23 protein-coding genes are annotated in these 20242 nt (G+C 59.6%); 18 read left to right on the top strand and 5 right to left on the bottom strand.

Annotated features, from left to right (window positions below; genetic code table 11):
* Nucleotides 1–163: 163 nt before the first annotated feature.
* The 4 genes from rhtA to BK662_RS08010 all read left to right on the top strand — a co-directional run bounded on the left by rhtA (nt 164) and on the right by BK662_RS08010 (nt 2974).
* Nucleotides 164–1051, top strand: a complete 888-nt coding sequence (rhtA, locus tag BK662_RS07995) for a threonine/homoserine exporter RhtA (RefSeq protein WP_123357627.1) — start codon at nt 164–166, stop codon at nt 1049–1051.
* Between the two features lie 169 nt (nt 1052–1220).
* Nucleotides 1221–1502, top strand: a complete 282-nt coding sequence (locus tag BK662_RS08000) for a hypothetical protein (RefSeq protein WP_123357628.1) — start codon at nt 1221–1223, stop codon at nt 1500–1502.
* A gap of 98 nt (nt 1503–1600) precedes the next feature.
* Complete coding sequence (locus BK662_RS08005) at nt 1601–2341, top strand: SDR family oxidoreductase (RefSeq protein WP_123357629.1); 741 nt, start codon at nt 1601–1603, stop codon at nt 2339–2341.
* Between the two features lie 36 nt (nt 2342–2377).
* The gene (locus BK662_RS08010) at nt 2378–2974 is read left to right on the top strand and encodes a 2-hydroxychromene-2-carboxylate isomerase (RefSeq protein WP_123357630.1); all 597 of its coding nucleotides are present in this window, start codon (nt 2378–2380) and stop codon (nt 2972–2974) included.
* Nucleotides 2975–3031: 57 nt separating this feature from the next.
* Here BK662_RS08010 and BK662_RS08015 read toward each other — a convergent pair whose 3' ends face one another.
* The 4 genes from BK662_RS08015 to BK662_RS08030 all read right to left on the bottom strand — a co-directional run bounded on the left by BK662_RS08015 (nt 3032) and on the right by BK662_RS08030 (nt 7253).
* Nucleotides 3032–4840, bottom strand: a complete 1809-nt coding sequence (locus BK662_RS08015) for an aminopeptidase P family protein (protein ID WP_123357631.1) — start codon at nt 4838–4840, stop codon at nt 3032–3034.
* 55 nt (nt 4841–4895) lie between these two features.
* A complete protein-coding gene (locus tag BK662_RS08020) occupies nt 4896–6062 on the bottom strand; it encodes a cysteine desulfurase family protein (RefSeq protein ID WP_123357632.1) in 1167 nt (388 codons plus the stop codon).
* Between the two features lie 205 nt (nt 6063–6267).
* Entirely contained in the window at nt 6268–6882 is a 615-nt protein-coding gene (locus BK662_RS08025; protein ID WP_123357633.1) for a LysE family translocator, read from the bottom strand.
* Between the two features lie 101 nt (nt 6883–6983).
* Nucleotides 6984–7253 (bottom strand): hypothetical protein, encoded by a 270-nt coding sequence (locus tag BK662_RS08030; protein WP_008006484.1) that lies wholly within the window; start codon nt 7251–7253, stop codon nt 6984–6986.
* Nucleotides 7254–7663: 410 nt separating this feature from the next.
* On the opposite strand from BK662_RS08030, the gene msuE reads away from it, so the two are divergent.
* From msuE to BK662_RS08055, 4 genes are all read left to right on the top strand, one after another.
* Nucleotides 7664–8227 carry an FMN reductase gene (gene msuE, locus BK662_RS08035; protein WP_123358120.1) on the top strand — a complete coding sequence of 188 codons (564 nt, stop codon included), beginning with the start codon at nt 7664–7666 and terminating at the stop codon, nt 8225–8227.
* A gap of 10 nt (nt 8228–8237) precedes the next feature.
* Nucleotides 8238–9383, top strand: a complete 1146-nt coding sequence (ssuD, locus tag BK662_RS08040) for an FMNH2-dependent alkanesulfonate monooxygenase (RefSeq protein ID WP_048397477.1) — start codon at nt 8238–8240, stop codon at nt 9381–9383.
* A gap of 212 nt (nt 9384–9595) precedes the next feature.
* Nucleotides 9596–10783, top strand: a complete 1188-nt coding sequence (locus tag BK662_RS08050; protein WP_123357634.1) for an acyl-CoA dehydrogenase family protein — start codon at nt 9596–9598, stop codon at nt 10781–10783.
* Nucleotides 10784–10807: 24 nt separating this feature from the next.
* Nucleotides 10808–11911 (top strand): sigma-54 interaction domain-containing protein, encoded by a 1104-nt coding sequence (locus tag BK662_RS08055; protein ID WP_123357635.1) that lies wholly within the window; start codon nt 10808–10810, stop codon nt 11909–11911.
* Here BK662_RS08055 and BK662_RS08060 read toward each other — a convergent pair.
* The gene (locus tag BK662_RS08060; protein WP_123357636.1) at nt 11908–12273 is read right to left on the bottom strand and encodes an antibiotic biosynthesis monooxygenase; all 366 of its coding nucleotides are present in this window, start codon (nt 12271–12273) and stop codon (nt 11908–11910) included. The genes BK662_RS08055 and BK662_RS08060 overlap by 4 nt on opposite strands.
* Before the next feature lie 94 nt (nt 12274–12367).
* On the opposite strand from BK662_RS08060, the gene soxR reads away from it, so the two are divergent.
* The 10 genes from soxR to BK662_RS08110 all read left to right on the top strand — a co-directional run bounded on the left by soxR (nt 12368) and on the right by BK662_RS08110 (nt 20221).
* On the top strand, nt 12368–12835 hold the full coding sequence (soxR, locus tag BK662_RS08065) for a redox-sensitive transcriptional activator SoxR (protein ID WP_123357637.1): 468 nt from the start codon (nt 12368–12370) through the stop codon (nt 12833–12835).
* Nucleotides 12836–13081: 246 nt separating this feature from the next.
* On the top strand, nt 13082–13540 hold the full coding sequence (locus tag BK662_RS08070; RefSeq protein WP_123357638.1) for a VOC family protein: 459 nt from the start codon (nt 13082–13084) through the stop codon (nt 13538–13540).
* Nucleotides 13541–13894: 354 nt separating this feature from the next.
* Nucleotides 13895–15100 carry a PepSY-associated TM helix domain-containing protein gene (locus BK662_RS08075; protein WP_123357639.1) on the top strand — a complete coding sequence of 402 codons (1206 nt, stop codon included), beginning with the start codon at nt 13895–13897 and terminating at the stop codon, nt 15098–15100.
* Nucleotides 15097–15639, top strand: a complete 543-nt coding sequence (locus BK662_RS08080; RefSeq protein WP_123357640.1) for a PA2404 family protein — start codon at nt 15097–15099, stop codon at nt 15637–15639. The genes BK662_RS08075 and BK662_RS08080 overlap by 4 nt, the downstream gene beginning before the upstream one ends.
* On the top strand, nt 15636–15956 hold the full coding sequence (locus BK662_RS08085) for a hypothetical protein (protein WP_123357641.1): 321 nt from the start codon (nt 15636–15638) through the stop codon (nt 15954–15956). The genes BK662_RS08080 and BK662_RS08085 overlap by 4 nt, the downstream gene beginning before the upstream one ends.
* A gap of 8 nt (nt 15957–15964) precedes the next feature.
* On the top strand, nt 15965–16540 hold the full coding sequence (locus BK662_RS08090) for a DUF6162 family protein (RefSeq protein WP_123357642.1): 576 nt from the start codon (nt 15965–15967) through the stop codon (nt 16538–16540).
* Nucleotides 16541–16575: 35 nt separating this feature from the next.
* Complete coding sequence (locus tag BK662_RS08095; RefSeq protein WP_123357643.1) at nt 16576–17505, top strand: metal ABC transporter substrate-binding protein; 930 nt, start codon at nt 16576–16578, stop codon at nt 17503–17505.
* Nucleotides 17502–18350 (top strand): metal ABC transporter ATP-binding protein, encoded by an 849-nt coding sequence (locus tag BK662_RS08100; RefSeq protein ID WP_123357644.1) that lies wholly within the window; start codon nt 17502–17504, stop codon nt 18348–18350. Before BK662_RS08095 ends, BK662_RS08100 begins: the two co-directional genes overlap by 4 nt.
* Nucleotides 18350–19249, top strand: coding sequence for a metal ABC transporter permease (locus BK662_RS08105; protein ID WP_007906536.1), 900 nt, complete (start codon nt 18350–18352; stop codon nt 19247–19249). Before BK662_RS08100 ends, BK662_RS08105 begins: the two co-directional genes overlap by 1 nt.
* Complete coding sequence (locus BK662_RS08110) at nt 19250–20221, top strand: metal ABC transporter substrate-binding protein (RefSeq protein WP_123357645.1); 972 nt, start codon at nt 19250–19252, stop codon at nt 20219–20221. It begins immediately after the preceding gene.
* Nucleotides 20222–20242 lie beyond the last annotated feature (21 nt).

The following is a 20242-nucleotide window of genomic DNA, read 5'->3' on the forward strand; positions in this document are numbered from 1 at the left end:
GAATTATAGACTTCCAGAATCTGCCGTCAACCCCTGATTACGCTTTTCTATCAGGATGTTCAAAATCCCTGCTTATATATAGACGCGCCTGCAACTAATGCGCAGTATATTGCCCAACACATAAAACAATACTCTCGCTTGCTACTTCGGACGATGCCACGCAATGAATGACCACCCCCGCAGCCTTGCCTCGACCCTGTTCTCGGTTGGTCTGCTCTTGATAGCCATGGCGTCGATCCAGTCCGGAGCTTCCCTGGCCAAAAGCATGTTCCCGGTTATCGGTGCTCAAGGAACGACCACCCTGCGACTGATTTTTGCCAGTGTGATCATGCTGCTGCTATTGCGCCCGTGGCGAGCGAAGCTGACCGCGAAATCCCTGCGCACCGTTATCGTCTACGGGATGGCGTTAGGCGGCATGAACTTCCTCTTCTATATGTCCTTGCGCACCGTTCCTCTGGGTATCGCCGTAGCCCTGGAGTTCACCGGCCCATTGGCAGTCGCAATTTATGCCTCACGTCGAGCGATCGATTTTCTGTGGATCACTCTGGCAGCCTTAGGTTTACTGCTATTGATTCCGACAGGCGCCACAAGCGCAGGCATCGATCTGGTCGGCGCCGGCTATGCCCTTGGTGCTGGTGTCTGCTGGGCGTTGTACATTCTGTTCGGCCAGAAGGCCGGTGCTGATAATGGGGTGCAGACCGCAGCATTGGGCGTGATGATTGCCGCACTGTTCGTAGCGCCCATCGGCATTGTCCACGCTGGTGCCGCGTTACTGACACCCTCGTTGATTCCCGTGGCCATCGGGGTCGCCATTCTGTCCACCGCCCTGCCCTATACCCTGGAGATGGTAGCCCTTACACGGATTCCAGCCCGGACCTTCGGCACATTGATGAGCATCGAACCTGCGATCGGCGCGCTGTCTGGCCTGTTGTTCCTCCAGGAACACCTTTCCCTGTCACAGTGGATGGCTATCTTGTGCATCATTCTGGCTTCCGTCGGCGCGACCCTGACCATGGGGAGTACCGCCAAGCCTGTGGTCGCAGCGGATTGAAACGAGATTTGACGAAGGTCTGGTATTTGCCGCTCAATTAGGCCATGTTTAGGCGACGTAACTCAGTGTCAGACATGGATTTTTTCAGACAGGGATATCAGAGCGCTTCAAGCAAAAGCGAATGCAGGCAGACCCAGGCACAGATCCGGGGCCGCTATTAAGGACAGCAATGAAACGAATTTTGATACTGATCGCCGTACTTGCAATTGCGGGCTGCGCGGCGACCTCGAAACCCCAGATAAAACACGGCAAGAAAGGACTGCATATCAACTGTTCGGGACTCTCGTCCTCGTGGGACAAGTGTTACACCAGCGCCGCCAATTCGTGCGCACCCAAGGGTTACAAGGTCATCGCCAAGTCAGGAGATGCGGTGGAAGAGCCTGGTGACTATCCGTTCGGCCTCAACCCTGCCGGCTATACCAGCCGTAGCATGATCGTCATCTGCAAGTAACCCTCCCTTTCTATCGGGCTTGCGTAGCCCGATAGTCGCTTCGCCCCGATGCTGCTAACGTTCGTCAGTCAATGACCGTTCAGCAAAGGGCGATATCCATGACCACCGCTATCAATAACAAGAACATCGTATTGGTCGTCGGCGCAGGCGATGCCACCGGCGGCGCCATCGCCAAACGTTTTGCCCGTGAAGGGTATGTCGCCTGCGTCACACGTCGCAGCGCAGACAAACTTCAGCCACTGGTAGAGTCCATCACAGCCAGTGGCGGCGAGGCTCACGGTTTTGCCTGCGATGCGCGCAATGAAGAAGACGTGATAGCGCTCATCGAGCAGATCGAAACCGAGATCGGCCCCATTGAAGCGTTCGTCTTCAATATCGGCGCCAATGTACCGTGCAGCATCCTCGAAGAAACCGCCCGCAAGTATTTCAAGATTTGGGAAATGGCCTGTTTCTCAGGTTTTCTCAACGCCCGTGAAGTGGCCAAGCGCATGGTCACCCGCCAACGAGGCACGATCCTGTTCACCGGCGCCACTGCTGGTTTGCGCGGCGCCGCAGGTTTCGCCGCTTTCGCTGGTGCCAAGCACGGGATTCGCGCCTTGGCGCAAAGCATGGCCCGCGAACTGGGACCGATGAACATCCATGTCGCCCACGTCGTGGTTGATGGCGCCATCGACACCGATTTTATCCGCGACAATTTTCCGGAGAAATACGCGACCAAGGATCAGGACGGCATCCTCAATCCCGAGCACATCGCCGACAACTATTGGTACCTGCACAGCCAGCCACGGGACGCCTGGACCTTCGAGCTGGATCTGCGCCCCTGGAACGAACGCTGGTAAGCCCTCCCCTACCATAATAAGAAGAGCACATCGACCATGAGCAAAACCGTGGAGTTCTTTTTCGACCTCGGCAGCCCTGCCACTTACCTGGCCTATACCCAACTGCCGAAGATCTGCAAACAGACCGATAGTCAGCTGATCTACAGACCGATGCTGCTGGGTGGCGTCTTCAAAGCTACCGGCAATGCTTCCCCCATCACCGTACCGGCCAAGGGTCGCTACATGTTTCAGGACCTGGACCGCTATGCCGAACGCTATGGTGTGCAACTGAAGTTCAACCCGCACTTTCCCATCAATACCCTGATGCTGATGCGCGCCGTCATGGGTATGCAACTGCGTCATTCCGAACGCTTTCAGGCGTTTATTGATTGCCTGTTTCACGCCCTTTGGGTTGAAGGATGCAGCCTCGATGATCCAGCGACCGTCGTCGCCGTGTTGACGCAAAATGGCTTTGATCCGAACGAAGTGCTGGCGCTGACCGCCGATGAGGACGTCAAAGCCGCCCTCAAGAAAAACACCGAGGAAGCGGTGCAACGCGGTGTATTCGGTGCGCCGAGCATGTTTGTCGGTGATCAGCTGTTCTTCGGCCAGGATCGGCTGGACTTCGTCCTTGAAGCCCTGCGTGCGCAATAACCAGCGCCGCCTATGACATGAGCCAGGCGCTGGAAACAGCGCCTGAACTCAAACCGCTCAAATAGCCGCGGTTCGGGTGTTCAACCATTCAAGGGCCGCGCCGTCAAGCAACGGGCTCAAGCGTTCACGCACCTCGGCGTGATAGCCGTTGAACCATTGTTTCTCATCTTCGGTCAGCAGCGACGGTTCCAGGCAACGGGTGTCGATCGGGCACAGGGTCAGGGTTTCGAATTTCAGAAACTCACCGAATTCGCTCTTGCCCGCCTCACGATTCAACACCAGATTCTCGATCCGCACACCCCAGCGACCCGGACGGTAAGTGCCCGGCTCGATGGACGTGATCATGCCCGGCTGCATCGCAGTTTGCGGTGCCGCCGCGGCCTGATAGGCGATGACTTGCGGGCCTTCGTGAACATTGAGGAAGTAGCCGACGCCATGACCGGTGCCATGGCCGTAGTCGACGCTTTCGGCCCAGATCGGGGCGCGGGCAATAGCGTCCAGCAACGGTGACAGAATGCCTCGTGGGAACTGAGCACGGGAAAGTGCAATCACGCCTTTGAGCACTCGGGTGCAATCGCGCTTCTGCTCGGCAGTCGGCGTACCCACCGGCACCATTCGGGTGATGTCGGTGGTACCGCCCAGGTATTGGCCGCCGGAGTCGATCAGCAACAGGCCGTCACCCTCGATCACCGCATGTTCTTCTTCGGTGGCGTGATAGTGCGGCATGGCGCCATTGGCGTTAAACGCGGCAATCGTGTTGAAGCTCAGCGACACATAATCCGGACGCCGGGTACGCGCCGCGGTCAGGTGTTCGTCGATGGTCAGTTCGGTGATGCGCTCACGCCCCAAGGCCACTTCCAGCCAGGCGAAGAATTCGCACAGCGCCGCGCCGTCCTGCTCCATGACCCGACGTATGTGCTCGGCATCAGCCAGGCTTTTCTGCGACTTGGCAAGAGTGGTCGGATTCAGGCCTTCGAGCAGTTTCACGCCGCTGTCCAGGTTATCCAGCAGACCGGCCGTGACCCGCGCCGGATCGACTTGCAGGCTCTCGCCGCTCGGCACAGCGCGCAAGGCGTCGGCCACTTCGCTGTAATCGCGCAGGGTCACGCCGTCCTGTTCGAGAATGGCGCGCAGCTCGGCGCTCACTTTGCTCAGGGCCACGAACAAGGTGGCCTGCTGCTGGCTGATCAGGGCGAAGGACACAAACACCGGATTGAACGATACATCGCCGCCGCGCAGGTTGAACAGCCAGGCGATGTCATCGAGGGTAGCGATGAAGTGCCAGTCGGCACCGCGCTCTTTCAGCACCTCACGCAGTTTGGCGAGTTTTTCGCCACGGCTGACCGTCGCCTGAGGCGGCAAGTGTTGGTAGATCGGCTCGTTCGGAAGACTCGGACGGTTACTCCAGACTTCACTCAGCAGATCGATGTCGGTGCGCAGACGTGCGCCGCGCTCTTCGAGTTTGCTGCTCAACGTACGCGCGGAGGCCACGGCCATCACCGCGCCATCGACTGCGACGACACCGCCTTCAGGGGTTTGCTCGGCCAGCCAATCGAGCGGGCCGGGTTGACCCGGTTGCAGCTTGACCAGTTCGATGCCGCTGCCCTTGAGCTCCTTGCTCGCTTGTTCCCAATAGCGGCTGTCGGCCCAGACACCGGCAAAATCCGGCGTGACGATCAGCGTGCCCACCGAACCATGAAAACCCGACAGCCACTGCCGTCCCTGCCAATAGCCCGGCAGGTATTCCGACAGGTGCGGGTCGGCCGACGGCACCAGCAGAGCATGAATGCCCTCCCGGCTCATCAGCTCGCGGGTTTGCGCCAGGCGCTGGGGTACCAATCCATTGGTCAAAGGCTGTGTACTCATCGTGTCTCCTGCTAACCACTCATCATTATTATTCGGTGCCGATCGGAGTCGGCGCTTAAGGACCTGTCGCCCAGAATGCCGGAGCACTGGCGCAAGTTGCTTTAATCAGGTGTACCGCTTGATCGATATCCTGCTCGGTGGTGAAACGCCCCAGGCTCAAGCGAATGGTGCGACTGGCCGAGCGTGCGTCATGCCCCAGGGCCAGCAGCACATGGGACGGCGCATTGCTGGCGGAATTACAGGCCGAGGTCGCGGAAAACGCGATCGAGGCGCTCAACGCCGCGGAACTGAACTCGCCTTCGTTGAAAGTCAGGCTCAGGGTATGGGGAATGCGCTGGGTCGGGCTGCCATTGAGGCGCACGCCGGGAATGCTCAGCAGCGGCTCGAGCAAGCGTTCACGCAGACGCGCAATGGTGGCTTTTTCTTCATCGAACGAGGTGGCCGCCAACGCGAAGGCTGCCCCCATTGCGGCAATCTGGTGCGTCGCCAGCGTGCCGGAACGCAACCCGCCCTCGTGACCGCCGCCGTGGATCTGCGCCTGCAGACGCTGCTGCGCACGAGGACCGACATACAGCGCGCCGATGCCTTTGGGACCGTAGACCTTGTGCGCCGAAAACGACATCAAGTCCACCGGCCACCGGGCCAGATCGATCAGCACTTTGCCCGCGCCCTGAGCCGCATCAACGTGGAACAACGCATCGCGATCACGCACCACCTGGCCGATGGCCGGGATGTCGTTGACGGTGCCCAGCTCGTTATTGACCAGCATCACCGACACCAGAAAGGTGTCCTCACGCATCGCTTCACTGACCGCTTGCGGGGTAACCATGCCATCGGCATCGGGCACCAGATACGTCACCGCAACGCCTGCGTCCTGCAACTGTTTTGCAGTGTCGAGAATCGCTTTGTGTTCGATCTGGCTGGTGATGATGTGGCCGCCGGATACACCGCGGGCCTGGGCCACGCCCTTGAGGGCAAGGTTGTTGGACTCGGTGGCGCCGGAGGTCCAGACGATCTGCTCCGCCTGGGCGCCTACCAATTCGGCGACCTGGCGCCGTGCTTGCTCAACCGATTGCCGGGCCTGTTGGCCGAAGGCGTGGGAACTGGACGCTGGATTGCCGAAGTTACCTGTGAACCCCAGACACTCGACCATGACCTTGATGACCCGCTCATCCACCGGCGTGGTGGCGGCGTAGTCGAAATACAACGGACGTTTATTCATAAAAGACTCGCAGAGCGTGTTCCGGGATCAGGAAGCTCGTCACTGGAAGTTTCAAAGCGCCGCCTCATGAGCGACGCCGAATTTTCAGAACGACAGCAATACCTGATCGGAAGCCATTAAAGAAGAACAACTTCATTTAAAAGTGCGTAGGAACGCTCCTGAAGTCGAGCTTAACAGGCATCGGGCCACCGGATGAAGCAATGCGTCAGCTAAAACTTTCGAGTAACAACGGATACATCGAAGCCACCAACAATAAGGCCATACCCCAGTTGAACAGCCGCAACCAGCGGCGATCGCGCAGCACATTGCGCAACAGCGTGCCGCAGCCGGCCCACACCCCGACGCTTGGCAGGTTGATCAAGGCGAAGACTGCGGCAATCACAATCACATTGGTGAAATAGCCTTGCATCGGCGTGTAGGTGCTGATGGCGCCGATGGCCATGATCCAGGCCTTCGGGTTGACCCACTGAAAGGCTGCCGCGCCCAAATAACTGATCGGCTTGCCCTCGCCCTGCTCTCCCTCGGCTACCGGCCCGGAATGAGCAATCTTCCACGCCAGGTACAGCAAATACGCCGCGCCGACATAGCGCAAGACGGTGTAAAGCATTGGATAGGTTTGAAATACCGTGCCCAGGCCGAAACCGACAGCGACCACCAGGACAAAGAAGCCGCAGGTGATGCCCAGCATGTGGGGAATGGTGCGCTGAAAGCCGAAATTCACGCCCGAGGCCAGCAACATGGTGTTGTTCGGGCCGGGGGTGATCGAGGTGACAAGGGCAAACAGGGCAAAGCCCAGCAGCAGGTCGAGCGAGAGTGTCATGGGTGGCAGTCCATCAGGGTCAGTCAGGTGTTGACCCTATCGCACGCCTTGAGGGAATCCCATGGACAGTTGCGTGAAAGTTCGAGCGGTACAGTCGCCGCTCAACTTGGGCGACCGTGCAGCTGTACTGCGCGTTCGGCGTTCATCTCCCCTTGTTTGTCGAAACTGAACGATTTTGCCGGCTGGCCGAGCAATTCGGCTTTCTTCGCGTGGTACTCCTCGAAGGACAAGCCACGACGATTCAGGGCCTCCAGCGCCAGTTCCCGGGTTTCTTCAGCGGTGTAGGGCCGCAATTCCGGTGAAACATGGCTGGCACATCCGGCGAGAACGGAGATGGCGAGCAACAAGAAAGTGGCGAGTAGAGATTTCATTTCGGGCGTCCGGTGATCTGTGTTCGGGGCAATGAACACAGGCTACCCGTGCCGCTCGAAGGGTAGAAATCAACGCTCTCGATAGTGGGTATCGGATCAAAAGATCGCAGCCTTCGACAGCTCCCACACCAGCCTTATATCTCTAAATTGCATATAAATATTAATTTAATGTCTTTTGAGTAATAACAAATAGCCTTTATAAACAACTCCATCGCCTCACGCACTGTTGCCCACGCAACTGTTTGCCTGGCAACAGTCAATCAACAAACAGCCGGTCCAATCGAACAGTGCCTGCCAGCAATTGCGCTGAAAGCCACGGAAAACGGGGCTCCCAAGGATTGGTACAGCTCTTGCTCAACTCCGGTGACTCATCACTGCTCGCTGAGCAACTGTTTAAAAAGGAACTGATCATGTCGCGTCCATTGAAAGTCGTTGCCCTCTCCGGCGGTACCTGGCGTCCGTCTCGCACTTTGGTGTTGACCCAAGCGTTGTTGGCCGAACTGGCCGAGCAGTTACCGATCGAGAGCAAGCTGATCGAACTGGGCGACATCGCCCGACCACTGGGCGCCGCGCTGTCGCGTCAGGAACTGAGCGCCGATATCGAAGCCGAGCTGCAAGCGATCGAAAGCGCCGACTTGCTGATCGTCGCCGCGCCGGTTTATCGCGGCTCCTACCCTGGCCTGCTCAAGCACCTGTTCGACCTGATCGACCTCAACGCACTGATCGACACGCCGGTGCTGCTGGCTGCCAGCGGTGGCAGCGAACGTCACGCGCTGGTGCTCGATCATCAGTTGCGGCCGCTGTTCAGTTTCTTCCAGGCCCTGACCTTGCCGATTGGCGTCTATGCCACCGAAGCCGACTTCTCCAATTATCAAATAACCAGTGAGCCCTTGAGGGCCCGCATTCGTCTTGCTGCAGAACGCGCGGCGCCGTTATTCGGCGTGTCTCCCAAAAATCTGCTGAAAATTGCTTAAGGATCTCTTCATGGATGTTTTCTGGTTTCTGCCCACCCACGGCGACGGCCATTACCTGGGCACCACTCAGGGCGCGCGCCCAGTGACGCTCAACTATTTGAAGCAAGTGGCCCAGGCTGCCGACAGTCTGGGTTACCACGGCGTGCTGATTCCTACCGGGCGTTCCTGCGAGGATTCGTGGGTGATCGCCTCGGCCCTGGTGCCGTTGACCGAACGCCTGCGGTATCTGGTCGCGATCCGTCCGGGGATTATTTCACCGACGGTCTCGGCACGGATGGCCGCGACGCTGGATCGACTGTCTGGTGGCCGCTTGCTGATCAATGTGGTAACCGGCGGCGACCCGGATGAAAACCGTGGCGACGGCAGTTTTCTCGATCACAGCGAACGCTACGAAGTCACCGACGAATTCCTGAAGATCTGGCGTCGGGTGCTGCAAGGCGAATCGGTGGATTTCGAAGGCAAACACCTGCGGGTGCAGAACGCCAAAGCGTTGTATCCACCGGTGCAGAAACCTTATCCGCCGCTGTATTTCGGTGGCTCGTCCGAGGCCGCTCATGACCTGGCTGCCGAGCAGGTCGACGTATACCTGACGTGGGGCGAACCGCCTGCCGCTGTAGCTGAAAAACTGGCCGATGTTCGAGAGCGTGCGGCGCGAAACGGTCGCACGGTGAAGTTTGGGATTCGCCTGCATGTGATCGTGCGCGAGACGGCCGAAGAGGCCTGGAAAGCTGCGGACAAACTCATCGAGCACATCAGCGACGAGACCATTGCTGCCGCGCAAAAGTCGTTCTCGCGATTTGATTCCGAAGGCCAGCGACGCATGGCGGCGCTGCATGATGGACGCCGCGACAACCTGGAAATTTCGCCCAATCTCTGGGCTGGTGTCGGTCTGGTGCGCGGCGGTGCCGGGACTGCGCTGGTGGGTGACCCGCAACAAGTGGCGGCGCGGATCAAGGAATACGCGGACTTGGGAATCGAGAGTTTCATCTTCTCCGGCTACCCGCATCTCGAAGAGGCTTATCGCTTTGCCGAACTGGTGTTCCCGCTGCTGCCCGAGCCGTATGCCAGCCTGGCCGGACGTGGCGTCACCAACCTCACCGGGCCGTTTGGCGAAATGATTGCCAATGATGTGCTGCCGGCCAAAGCCACGGCCTGAAAACCGCTCTCCTGTGGATCCGCAAACCTGTGGCGAGGGAGCTTGCTCCCGCTGGACTGCGAAGCAGTCCCATAACCGGTGAGCGCGGATCTTCTGAAAAACCGCGCGAGCCGATTTACGACTGCTTCGCAGCCGAGCGGGAGCAAGCTCCCTCGCCACAAAAGCCCCCATTCCCCCAGGAAACTTGAGATGAGTCCCAAGAGGAACCCCGCGTGACTGCCAAGCCGATAAGCGCCCTGTTGTCCCCCGTGCAGACCGCCCGCCAGCTGGCCGCCGAGTTTGCCCTGACCGCTGTCGAGCGCGATGAACGCGGCGGTACGCCAAAAGCCGAACGTGATGCCTTGCGCCACAGCGGCCTGCTCGCTTTAAGCATTCCCGTCCAGTACGGCGGCCTCGGCGCCAGCTGGAGTGAAACCCTGAACATCGTGCGCGAGTTCGCCAAGGTCGACAGTTCGATCGCCCATGTCTTCGGCTTTCATCACCTGATGCTCGCCACCGTGCGCCTGTTCGCCCGGCCCGAACAATGGCAACCGTGGTTTGAACAGACGGCTCGCAAGAACTGGTTCTGGGGCAACGCCCTCAATCCGTTGGACACTCGTACCGTGGTGAAAGACCTCGGAGGCTGGCGCGAGTTTTCCGGCAAAAAGAGCTTCTGCTCCGGCGCCAGCGACTCGGAAATGCTGATCGCCTCGGCCGTCGATGAAAGTGCCGGCGGCAAGTTGTTGATCGCCGCGATTCCCAGCGGACGCAGCGGTATAACGCTGCACAACGACTGGAACAGCATGGGTCAGCGCCAGACCGACAGCGGCAGCGCCACGTTTGAACGGGTGCGGGTTGAAGAGTCGGAACTGCTGCTCGACCCCGGTCCGTTGAGCACGCCGTTCGCCTGCCTGCGTCCCTTGATCGCCCAGCTGACGTTCACCCATATGTTTCTTGGCATTGCCGAGGGCGCCTTTGAAGAGGCGCGGCAATACACCCTCACCGAAACCCGTCCATGGCATAAATCCAGTGCTCTGGATGTGCGGCAGGATCCTTACGTGCTCGGCCATTACGGCGAATTCTGGGTGGCACTGGAAGGTGTTCGATTGCTGGTGCAACGCGCCGCCGAGTTGCTCGACAAAGCCTGGGCCAAGGGGCCGACTCTGAGCGCCGAGGAACGCGGACATCTGGCCACCGCCATCGCCACCGCCAAAGTCGCCGCCACCCGTAATGGCCTGGAGCTGTGCAGCCGTTTGTTCGAAGTAACCGGCGCCCGTTCGACTCACGCCTCACTGCGGCTGGACCGCCACTGGCGCAACTTGCGTACGCAAACCCTGCACGACCCGGTGGATTACAAACTCCATGAACTGGGTGACTGGGCGCTGAACCAGTCCCTGCCGATCCCGACCTTCTATTCATAGCCTTCCACTCATGGAGCCTGCCCCATGCAACTGCTGACCTTACCGCCCTCGCCCGCGTTGGCCACCTCGATTCGCGCCACGGCACAGGTGTTCGAAGACCCGAAATCCCAAGCCCTGCTGGCGCACTTGCAGCAGGTCGCGCCAAGTGAAGCCAGCGTGCTGATCATCGGTGAAACCGGCACCGGCAAGGAGCTGGTGGCGCGGCACATCCACAACCTCAGCGCCCGGCGCAACCGGCCGTTCGTGGCGGTGAACTGCGGTGCATTCTCCGAATCCCTGGTGGAGGCCGAGCTGTTCGGCCATGAAAAAGGTGCTTTCACTGGCGCGCTGAGTGCCAAGGCCGGTTGGTTCGAAGAGGCCGATGGCGGCACCTTGTTCCTCGACGAAATCGGCGATTTGCCAATGGCGATTCAGGTGAAATTGCTGCGGGTGTTGCAGGAGCGCGAAGTGGTGCGCCTGGGTTCGCGCAAGAGCATTCCCATCGATGTGCGCGTGCTGGCAGCGACCAACGTGCAACTGGAAAAAGCCATCAATGCGGGGCACTTTCGCGAGGATCTGTATTACCGCCTCGACGTGGTCAGCCTGGAACTGAGCCCGTTGCGCGAGCGCCCCGGCGACATCCTGCCGCTGACCCGGCACTTCGTCGAAGCCTACAGCCGGCGTTTGGGTTACGGCAGCATCACCATCAGCAAGGAGGCCGAGCACAAACTGCGCAGCTACGGCTGGCCGGGCAATATCCGCGAACTGGAAAACGTCATTCACCACACGCTGTTGATCTGCCGCAATGGTGTGATCGAGCGCGATGACTTGCGGCTGTCGAACATGCGCATCGAGCGTCAGGACGACTACCACGCCAACGTCGATGACTCACCGGAAGCCTTGCTCGATCGGGCCTTTCAAAAGCTCTTCGAGGAACAGGCCGGCGCGCTGCACGAGAAAGTCGAAGATGCGTTGTTGCGGGCGGCTTACCGCTTCAGTCATTACAACCAGGTTCACACTGCTGCCCTGCTGGGGCTGAGCCGCAACGTAACCCGCACTCGGCTGATCAAGATCGGCGAACTGGCGGTGAATAAACGCCGACCCACGGAGAACCTGCAGGGTGAACGCTTGATGCAATTGTCGATCTAGCCGATCAGCGTGCAGTGCAGCGCGTTGTCGTGACTAAGCGCCAGGCTATGCAGCACCTGGAAAGAGCCGAAGGTCACGGTTTTCGCCCTATGGGTTTGAATCAGTTGCCAGAGATCCTGCTCGCCGCTTTCGAAGCTCTGAAAGGCCGCTTCTCCGGCTTCGCGGGATTGCCATTGCAGGTAATTGAGCACCCGTCGGCCATCGTCGCTGGCCTGGATGCTGGCACTCAGAAAACCTGTATAACCTTGGGCCAGACGTTCGGTGTGCGCCGCCAGTGCCGACACCAGCGCGGCCTGCTGACGGGGCTCGATCTCGAATTCAATCAGTTGGGTAAAGCTGCGATTCTTCTCTGGCGCGTGCATGAATAGTCCCCACTCACTGTAAGCCGGATCTTGCGATACGAAGGCCTGCAGGGTAAAACCTCCAGTTAACTAGAGGTCAAGGGGCATTTTTTAAATGATCACCTCGCAAAACCTGCATAAAGAACTGACCGTCGGCCAAGTGGCCGCCCGCAGTGGTGTGGCGGTCACGGCGCTGCATTTCTATGAGTCCAAGGGCCTGATCAAAAGCAATCGCAATCAGGGCAATCAGCGACGTTATCCGCGAGAAGTGTTGCGCCGGGTGGCGCTGATCAAAGTGGCTCAGCGTTTGGGGATTGCGCTGGCGGAGATTGGCGAGGCGTTGAAATCCCTGCCGGACAACCATGCACCGACGGCGGCGGACTGGAAAGTGTTGTCGGCGCAGTGGAGCCGGGATCTGGATGAACGGATCAATCAACTGACTCTGCTGCGGGACAGGCTCAATGGCTGTATCGGGTGTGGATGTTTGTCGATGGAGGCGTGTCCGCTGCGTAACTTTGGTGATGTGCTGGGTGAGCAAGGGCCGGGGGCGCAGCTGCTTGAGTCGGGGGTTGATCGGAAATAGCGGTGCGGCCTTCGCGAGCAAGCCCGCTCCCACATTGGATCTGTTTTCAGACCCAATTCTCGTTCACGACACAAAACTACTGTGGGAGCGAGCCTGCTCGCGATGGCGTCCTGCCAGTCGATGGAGGTTTGGGAAGTAATCTGCTGCTCGTCGGGCACTCGGTCGCGGGGAAAGGGCTGACCTATAGTTATTCGACCGGAAATCGGCGAAGGAACACCTTAACCCCACAACAAAAGGAGAACCGTCATGAGCGTAAAACCTATTCCAGAGGGTTATCACAGCATCACCCCTTATCTGGGCATTCAGAAAGCTGCCGAAGCCATCGACTTCTACAAAAAAGCCTTTGGTGCCACCGAAGTCATGCGCCTGGCCATGCCCGATGGCGGCATCGGTCACGCCGAGCTGCGTATCGGCGACTGCCCGATCATGCTTGGCACGCCATGTGACCAGGGACCATTGAGCAACCCGGACAAGTCGCCATCCGTGGGGCTGCATCTGTATGTGAACAATGTGGACAAGTCCTTTAAACAGGCAATCGAGGCCGGCGCCACGCAGGTGTCCGAGGTCAAGGATCAGTTTTATGGCGACCGTTCGGGGACTTTGAAGGATCCCTACGGGCATCTGTGGTTTCTGGCCACGCGCAAGGAGGATTTGACTCAGGAACAGATCGAACAGCGGGCGAAGGAGATGTTTAAGCAGGGGTGAGGACTTCAGTGTCTGATCCGGCCTCATCGCGAGCAGGCTCGCTCCCACAGTTGATCGGTGTTGAACGCACATTATGTGTACGCCGCCGATCCAGTGTGGGAGCGAGCCTGCTCGCGATGGGGTCATTGCATTCAACTTCAATGTCGACTGTCAGGCCCCATTCACGAGCAAACCCTCCCAAGACAGAAACACGAAACATTTACTTTCATATCCCCTTTCGGGATTTCCGATGCTCATACGTCTTATTTAGATGCAGTCGGTCGCGTAGGCAAAAGCCACGGCCGGACTTTTTACGGAGCGCAACGCTGGGAAGCCCACAGCAGCGCTCCTCTCATCGAAACAAGACCTTTAATCATGTCGAAGAAATCCCGCTCAAAACTCTGGTTTCTGGTCCATAGCTGGCTGGCGCTGCCCATCTGGTTCTTTGTATTGATCGTCTGTGTGACTGGCACGCTGGCGGTGGTCAGTCAGGAGATTGTCTGGCTCGCCAATCCGCAAATGCGTGCCAGCCCGCCTTCGGACGATACGCCGCGGCTCAATTATGACGAGATCATTGCCGCCATCAAAAAGGCCGAACCCCAGACACTGGTCCAGGGCATCAGTCGCCCCGACGAGTCGCATTTCGCACTCGACGTGGACGTCAGTTACCCGGACGGGCGCTCGGTGACGGTCTATGTAAACCCCTACAGCGGGGTGATTCAGGGCACCGCTCCCCAATTCAACTTCAAGGCGTTCACCCGCGCACTGCATGGCTGGTGGCTGGTGCCGTTCACAAACGGCTACAGCTGGGGCTGGTATCTGGTGTCGTTCCTCGCGCTGCCGATGCTGGCGTCGCTGGTGACCGGGCTGGTGGTCTACAAACGGTTCTGGAAAGGCTTCTTCCGACCGACCCTGCGCATTCGCCATGGCGCGCGGATTTTCTGGGGCGACTTTCACCGGCTCAGCGGCATCTGGTCGATCTGGTTCATTGCGGTGATCTCGATCACCGGTGTCTGGTTCCTGATCAAGGCGATTCTGTTCGACAACCAGATTTCGATTACCACGGAACCGGTGGTGTCGGTCATCTCGCGTGAAAGCGTGCCGCTGACCAGCACTGGCAAGCTGGCTCCGATGATCAGCCTGGAACAGGCGATCAAGGTCGCTCAAGAGCAAATCCCCGGACTTGACGCCAGTTTTGTCTCCTTGCCGGGCAACGCCTACGGCCACCTGTCAGTGGGCGGTCGAAGCTGGTATCCGCTGATGTTCCAGACGGCCGAGGTCAACCCGTATAACGGCGATATCGCCAGCACGCGGTTGCTGACCGATCGCACCGGTCTGGAGTTCGTGACCGAGTCGATGCGTCCGTTGCATACCGGTGACTTTGGCGGGATCTGGATCAAGCTGATCTGGTTCTTCTTCGGTTTGCTGCTGAGCATGATGGTGCTCAGCGGGTTGCTGATCTGGACCAAACGCACTGCCCTGGCCACCGCCAATGCGTTCAAGCGCAGCAACAAGGCCCCGCGCCCGGTGTCGAGACCGCAAACGGTCATGAACCAACAGACTCCGGAGGGCAACCTGTGAGCAAGACGATCACTGCATCGCCGCCTTCGCGGGCGAGCCTGCTTTGGCGCAAATGGCGCTTGCACATCAACATTCTCTTGCTGTTGATCCCTTTGGGCTTCATGCCCAAATACTTGGCCGACGCCTCGCTGTTTCGCGGCGACAGCGGACTGGGGGAGCGAGAGATCGGCGAAATCGAGGTCGGTCCCTGGAGCCTGCAACTGGCCGAACTGCGCAACGAAGCGCCACGATTGACTGGCCCCGCCGGCTACATGAAAGGCTTCAACGCAGCGCTGTGCGAACGCTGTCGCGATCAGGTCAAGGCAACTTACCTGCGCATCGGCAAACCCCGCAGCCTGCGCGCGGCCGGGGCGATTTTCTTCGGTACGCCGTACCACATGGGCGCGATGCTGCCGGTGCCTGAAAAGACCAAAACCGACGCCGAGCTGTGGATCACCATGGAAGGCTGGGACGGCGCCATGCATCAAGCGTCCGTCCCTCTGAGCCAGGCATCCCCGGCCACTCTCGCATGGCTGAACAAACAAGGAGGCAAACCATGATCAACGCTTTTCGCCCCGTTTTATTGATGCTCTGCGCCACCTTCAGCACCAGTGCCCTGGCCCATAACCCGATGTGTGAATGCAAGGCCATCGACGCCGAACAGATTCAATGCACCGGCGGTTTTTCCGACGGCAGTGGCGCGCCGGGAGTGACCCTGGATGTAATCGGCTATGACGAAACCATTCTGGTACCGGGCAAGCTCGGTGCCGATTCGACCCTGACGTTCAAGAAGCCCGGCGCCGAGTTCTATGTGCTATTCGACGCCGGTCCCGGCCATGTCGTCGAGATCGACCAAGCCGACATCGAGGCGCCCTGAACGTGAGCATGACGTCGCCCACCACCCAAGTTGTTCGCCCGGCCGGTGCCGGCCATGAAACCCTTTATGTGTTGCTGTTGTGCCTGATGATCCTGGCGGTTGCCGGCTCGGTGGTCGCCTGGCGTGGCGAGGCTCAGGAAGTGAGCAGCGTTGGCAGCCATCAACTGGATGCCCGCCGTGATCTGAGCGCATCCGAGCAAGGTATTTACGCCGACCTGCGGGTCACGCTGGATGAAATTCATCTGTTGCGTCAGGAACAGCAAGCACTGCCCACACCCGCCACCCTCGCCGATGACGGTTTTGCGCCGTTTGCCCAGGACGCCAGTTCTGTCAGCCGCGGCGGCCATGCCTGGCAGTTGCTGGACGCCAAGGCGTACTTCGGCCAGAGCCAGAGCCCGACCGTTGCCGGTTCGTTTTTGATGCGTTTGACCGCTGAAGACGACTCGGCGCCAGACATCTGGCTCAACCGTGGCAGCGCCCTCCCCGCTCCAAACGATCTCACCGACGCTGCGCTTAATGGCGCCGGCTGGCAGCAGATCGTCGCGCAATTCGATGCCGGCGTCACCCGCCAGCATCGGCATTGAACCCTCGCCTTCACCCGAGAGAAGACCGCTTTCCCATGCCTAGTTCATCTCAACGTCAGTCCTTTTTTCGCCTGCTGCTGGTCGGCCTGTTTGCCTGTTTGCTGACACCTTTGGCCAGTGCAGACGAAGCCAAGCGCCTGCGAATTGGTATCACCCTGCACCCTTATTACAGTTACGTGGCGAACATCGTCGGCGACAAGGCCGAAGTGGTGCCGCTGATCCCGGCCGGTTTCAACCCCCATGCCTACGAGCCGCGGGCCGAAGACATCAAACGCATCAGCGCTCTGGACGTGGTCGTGCTCAACGGTGTGGGCCATGACGACTTCGCCGACCGCATGATCGCCGCCAGCGAAACCCCGAACATCAAGGTGATCGAAGCCAACGAAAACGTGCCCCTGCTGGCCGCAACCGGTGTTGCTGCCCGCGGTGCCGGCAAGGTGGTCAACCCGCACACATTCCTGTCGATCAGCGCTTCCATTGCCCAGATCAACAACATCGCCCGGGAACTGGGCAAGCTCGACCCGGCCAATGCCAAAACCTATACACAAAACGCCCGCGCCTATGGCAAACGCCTGCGGCAGATGCGCGCCGACGCCCTGGCAAAACTCACCCAGGCGCCGAACGCCGAGCTGCGCGTGGCCACGGTGCATGCCGCCTACGACTATTTGCTGCGCGAGTTTGGCCTGGAAGTGACTGCCGTGGTCGAGCCGGCCCACGGTATTGAACCGAGCCCTAGCCAGCTGAAAAAGACCATCGATCAACTGCGGGAACTGGACGTGAAGGTGATCTTCTCGGAGATGGATTTCCCGTCCACTTACGTCGAGACCATCCAGCGTGAATCCGGGGTGAAGCTGTACCCGCTGTCACACATTTCCTATGGCGAATACACCGCCGACAAGTACGAAAAAGAAATGACCGGCAACCTCAACACCGTGGTCCGGGCGATTCAGGAGTCCGGCGCATGACGGCTCAAGAAACCATCAGCCCGACCACCCCCGAGTCCCCTGTGGGAGCGAGCCTGCTCGCGAAAGCGTCCCGTCAGTCAACATCATCGTTAAATGACACACCGCATTCGCGAGCAGGCTCACTCCCACAGGTTTCGGGGCCGACCCTGGATTTCGCCGAGGTCAGCCTGACGCTGGGTCGCACGACGATCCTCGACAAGGTGACCTTTCAGATTCAGCCCGGCAGCGTGCATGCACTGGTCGGTCCTAACGGTGGCGGCAAGAGTTCGCTGATCAAGACCCTGCTGGGGCAAATGCCGCATCAGGGTCGCCTGAGCCTGCAATGGCCAGGTGAACCGGGGACCATCGGCTACGTGCCCCAGGCGCTGGAGTTCGATCGCGGTTTACCGATGACTGTCGATGACTTCATGGCCGCCATGTGTCAGCGACGCCCGGCATTCCTCGGGTTGAGCAAGCATTATGCAGCGGCGATCGCTGAAGCGCTGGAGCGGGTCGGCATGCAGGACAAGCGCAAGCGGCGCATGGGCGCCCTCTCCGGCGGTGAGCGTCAGCGTGTTTTGTTGGCCCAGGGATTGATTCCGTCGCCGCAACTGCTGGTGCTCGACGAACCGATGTCAGCCCTCGATGAGGCCGGCATTCAGGTGTTCGAACGGCTGCTGGGCGACTGGCGCCAGAGCGGCATCACCGTGCTGTGGATCGAGCATGATCTGGAAGCGGTCGGGCGTCTGGCGGACCGGGTTACCGGCCTCAATCGCTGGGTGCTGTTCGATGCCACGCCGAAACAGGCACTGACCCCGGAGCGACTGCTGACCCTGTTCTCGACCCATCCCCGGAGCGCTGCCTGATGAGCTATGAAGCCTTTCGATTGATGGTCCAGGGATGGGCCTCGTCGGGTTACCTGCCGGAAGCACTGGCCTATGGTTTTGTGGTCAACGCCCTGCTCGCCGGGCTGTTGATCGGCCCGGTGCTGGGCGGCTTGGGTACGCTGGTGGTGGTCAAGCGTTTCGCGTTTTTCTCCGAAGCCGTGGGTCACGCGGCACTGACCGGCGTGGCCATAGGCATTCTGCTCGGTGAACCCTACACCGGGCCTTATGGCAGCCTGTTCGGTTACTGCCTGCTGTTCGGCATTCTGCTCAACTATTTACGCAACCGTACGGGGCTGGCGCCGGATACTTTGATCGGTGTGTTTCTCTCCGTATCATTGGCGCTGGGTGCGAGCCTGCTGCTGATTCTGGCCGGCAAGATCAACGTACACATTCTGGAAAACGTGCTGTTCGGTTCGGTGCTGACGGTCAACGGCAATGACCTGCTGGTGTTGGCCATCGTTGGTTCGCTGGTGATGGCGCTGGCTCTGCCGCTGTACAACCGCATCATGCTCGCCAGTTTCAATCCGCAATTGGCGGCGGTACGCGGTGTGGCGGTGAAGACCCTGGATTATCTGTTCGTGATTCTGGTGACCCTGATCACGGTGGCGGCGGTGAAAGTCATCGGCGCGATTCTGGTCGGCGCCCTATTGGTAATTCCAGCAGCGGCCGCGCGCTTGCTCAGCCAGTCGCTGAAGGGTTTCTTCTGGTGTTCGGTGCTGATTGCCACGGTGAGCACGCTGTGCGGAATTCTCGCGCCGATTGTCTTTGACCTGCCTATCCCCTCCGGTGCCGCGATCATTTTGGTGGCCGGTATCGCCTTCGCTCTGGCCGCCATAGCTCGCGGCATCGTTCCAAGTCTGAAAGGGAACCTCGGATAAATGTCTTTTTCTCTGCGTCAATTGACCCTGGCGGTGACCGTGTGTGTGCCAGCCTCCTTCAACGCATTCGCCACCGACACCTTCGAACCGATGCGTCTGATGGCCAATCACGGTGTGGGTAACACCGCGCTCTTCGCCTCGACTTCCACTCAAAAAGTGCTGGTCCTGGCGGCGTTGCCTGTGACCTACGGTCTGGGTGCCCTGCTGCTGGAGGGTACCGATGTCAGCCTTGAGCGCGCCGCACCGGCCAACCTGCCAGGCAGTCGGCAGACCGCTTACTTCACCGGCCGTGGTGCTCCGGCGCTAAGTAAGCTGGCGATCGACGCCGATGCGGTCATCGGCCTGCGCTCACTGTGGCCGGACGATCCGCTGTACCCGAACGCCCGTCGCAGCAATATCCGCATCATTGAAATCGACGCCGCCCGCCCGGTGGACGGCGCACTGCCCGGCATCGCCGTGAAGCCTGGCAGCAAGGTTGACGGTTTGAACAGTCAGCCTTGGTTGGCCAGTAATAACATGGGGCGCATGGCGGATGTGATGGCGGCAGACCTGATGCGCTTGGCCCCAGCGGCGAAACCGAAGATCGACGCCAACCTGGCAGCGCTCAAACAGCGCCTGCTCAAGCTCAGCGCCGACAGCGAGTCACGGTTGGCGAATGCCGACAATCTGAGCGTGATGAGCCTGAGCGATCATTTCAGCTACCTGATCGGCGGCCTCAACCTGGAGCTGATTGGCCTTGATGCACGACCGGATGCCGAATGGACACCGCAGGCGCTCAAACAACTGGGTGCGACGCTCAAGGGCAATGATGTGGCGGTGGTGTTGCATCATCGCCAGCCGTCGGACCCGGTGAAAGCGGTGATTGCCGAGGCTGGCAGCCGGCTGGTGGTGTTGAGTGTCGATGCGGCGGATCCGGTGGCCGAACTGGAAGGGAATGTGGATTTGGTGATCAAGGGGTTGAGCGGGGTGTAACGTCAGTTAGACCGCGTTATC

It is taken from the genome of Pseudomonas frederiksbergensis, assembly GCF_003732275.1.
GTDB lineage: Bacteria > Pseudomonadota > Gammaproteobacteria > Pseudomonadales > Pseudomonadaceae > Aquipseudomonas > Aquipseudomonas frederiksbergensis_H.

Excerpts from the sequence above, each read along its gene's own strand:
- BK662_RS08055 (WP_123357635.1), top strand. The coding sequence starts at position 10,808 with ATGCAACTGCTGACCTTACCGCCCTCGCCCGCGTTGGCCACCTCGATT.
- BK662_RS08015 (WP_123357631.1), bottom strand. The coding sequence starts at position 4,840 with ATGAGTACACAGCCTTTGACCAATGGATTGGTACCCCAGCGCCTGGCG.
- BK662_RS08010 (WP_123357630.1), top strand. The coding sequence starts at position 2,378 with ATGAGCAAAACCGTGGAGTTCTTTTTCGACCTCGGCAGCCCTGCCACT.
- BK662_RS08100 (WP_123357644.1), top strand. The coding sequence starts at position 17,502 with ATGACGGCTCAAGAAACCATCAGCCCGACCACCCCCGAGTCCCCTGTG.
- BK662_RS08020 (WP_123357632.1), bottom strand. The coding sequence starts at position 6,062 with ATGAATAAACGTCCGTTGTATTTCGACTACGCCGCCACCACGCCGGTG.
- BK662_RS08005 (WP_123357629.1), top strand. The coding sequence starts at position 1,601 with ATGACCACCGCTATCAATAACAAGAACATCGTATTGGTCGTCGGCGCA.
- BK662_RS08025 (WP_123357633.1), bottom strand. The coding sequence starts at position 6,882 with ATGACACTCTCGCTCGACCTGCTGCTGGGCTTTGCCCTGTTTGCCCTT.
- BK662_RS08030 (WP_008006484.1), bottom strand. The coding sequence starts at position 7,253 with ATGAAATCTCTACTCGCCACTTTCTTGTTGCTCGCCATCTCCGTTCTC.
- BK662_RS08095 (WP_123357643.1), top strand. The coding sequence starts at position 16,576 with ATGCCTAGTTCATCTCAACGTCAGTCCTTTTTTCGCCTGCTGCTGGTC.
- BK662_RS08110 (WP_123357645.1), top strand. The coding sequence starts at position 19,250 with ATGTCTTTTTCTCTGCGTCAATTGACCCTGGCGGTGACCGTGTGTGTG.
- ssuD (WP_048397477.1), top strand. The coding sequence starts at position 8,238 with ATGGATGTTTTCTGGTTTCTGCCCACCCACGGCGACGGCCATTACCTG.
- BK662_RS08000 (WP_123357628.1), top strand. The coding sequence starts at position 1,221 with ATGAAACGAATTTTGATACTGATCGCCGTACTTGCAATTGCGGGCTGC.
- BK662_RS08075 (WP_123357639.1), top strand. The coding sequence starts at position 13,895 with ATGTCGAAGAAATCCCGCTCAAAACTCTGGTTTCTGGTCCATAGCTGG.
- BK662_RS08090 (WP_123357642.1), top strand. The coding sequence starts at position 15,965 with ATGACGTCGCCCACCACCCAAGTTGTTCGCCCGGCCGGTGCCGGCCAT.
- soxR (WP_123357637.1), top strand. The coding sequence starts at position 12,368 with ATGATCACCTCGCAAAACCTGCATAAAGAACTGACCGTCGGCCAAGTG.
- msuE (WP_123358120.1), top strand. The coding sequence starts at position 7,664 with ATGTCGCGTCCATTGAAAGTCGTTGCCCTCTCCGGCGGTACCTGGCGT.
- BK662_RS08070 (WP_123357638.1), top strand. The coding sequence starts at position 13,082 with ATGAGCGTAAAACCTATTCCAGAGGGTTATCACAGCATCACCCCTTAT.
- BK662_RS08085 (WP_123357641.1), top strand. The coding sequence starts at position 15,636 with ATGATCAACGCTTTTCGCCCCGTTTTATTGATGCTCTGCGCCACCTTC.
- rhtA (WP_123357627.1), top strand. The coding sequence starts at position 164 with ATGAATGACCACCCCCGCAGCCTTGCCTCGACCCTGTTCTCGGTTGGT.
- BK662_RS08060 (WP_123357636.1), bottom strand. The coding sequence starts at position 12,273 with ATGCACGCGCCAGAGAAGAATCGCAGCTTTACCCAACTGATTGAATTC.
- BK662_RS08105 (WP_007906536.1), top strand. The coding sequence starts at position 18,350 with ATGAGCTATGAAGCCTTTCGATTGATGGTCCAGGGATGGGCCTCGTCG.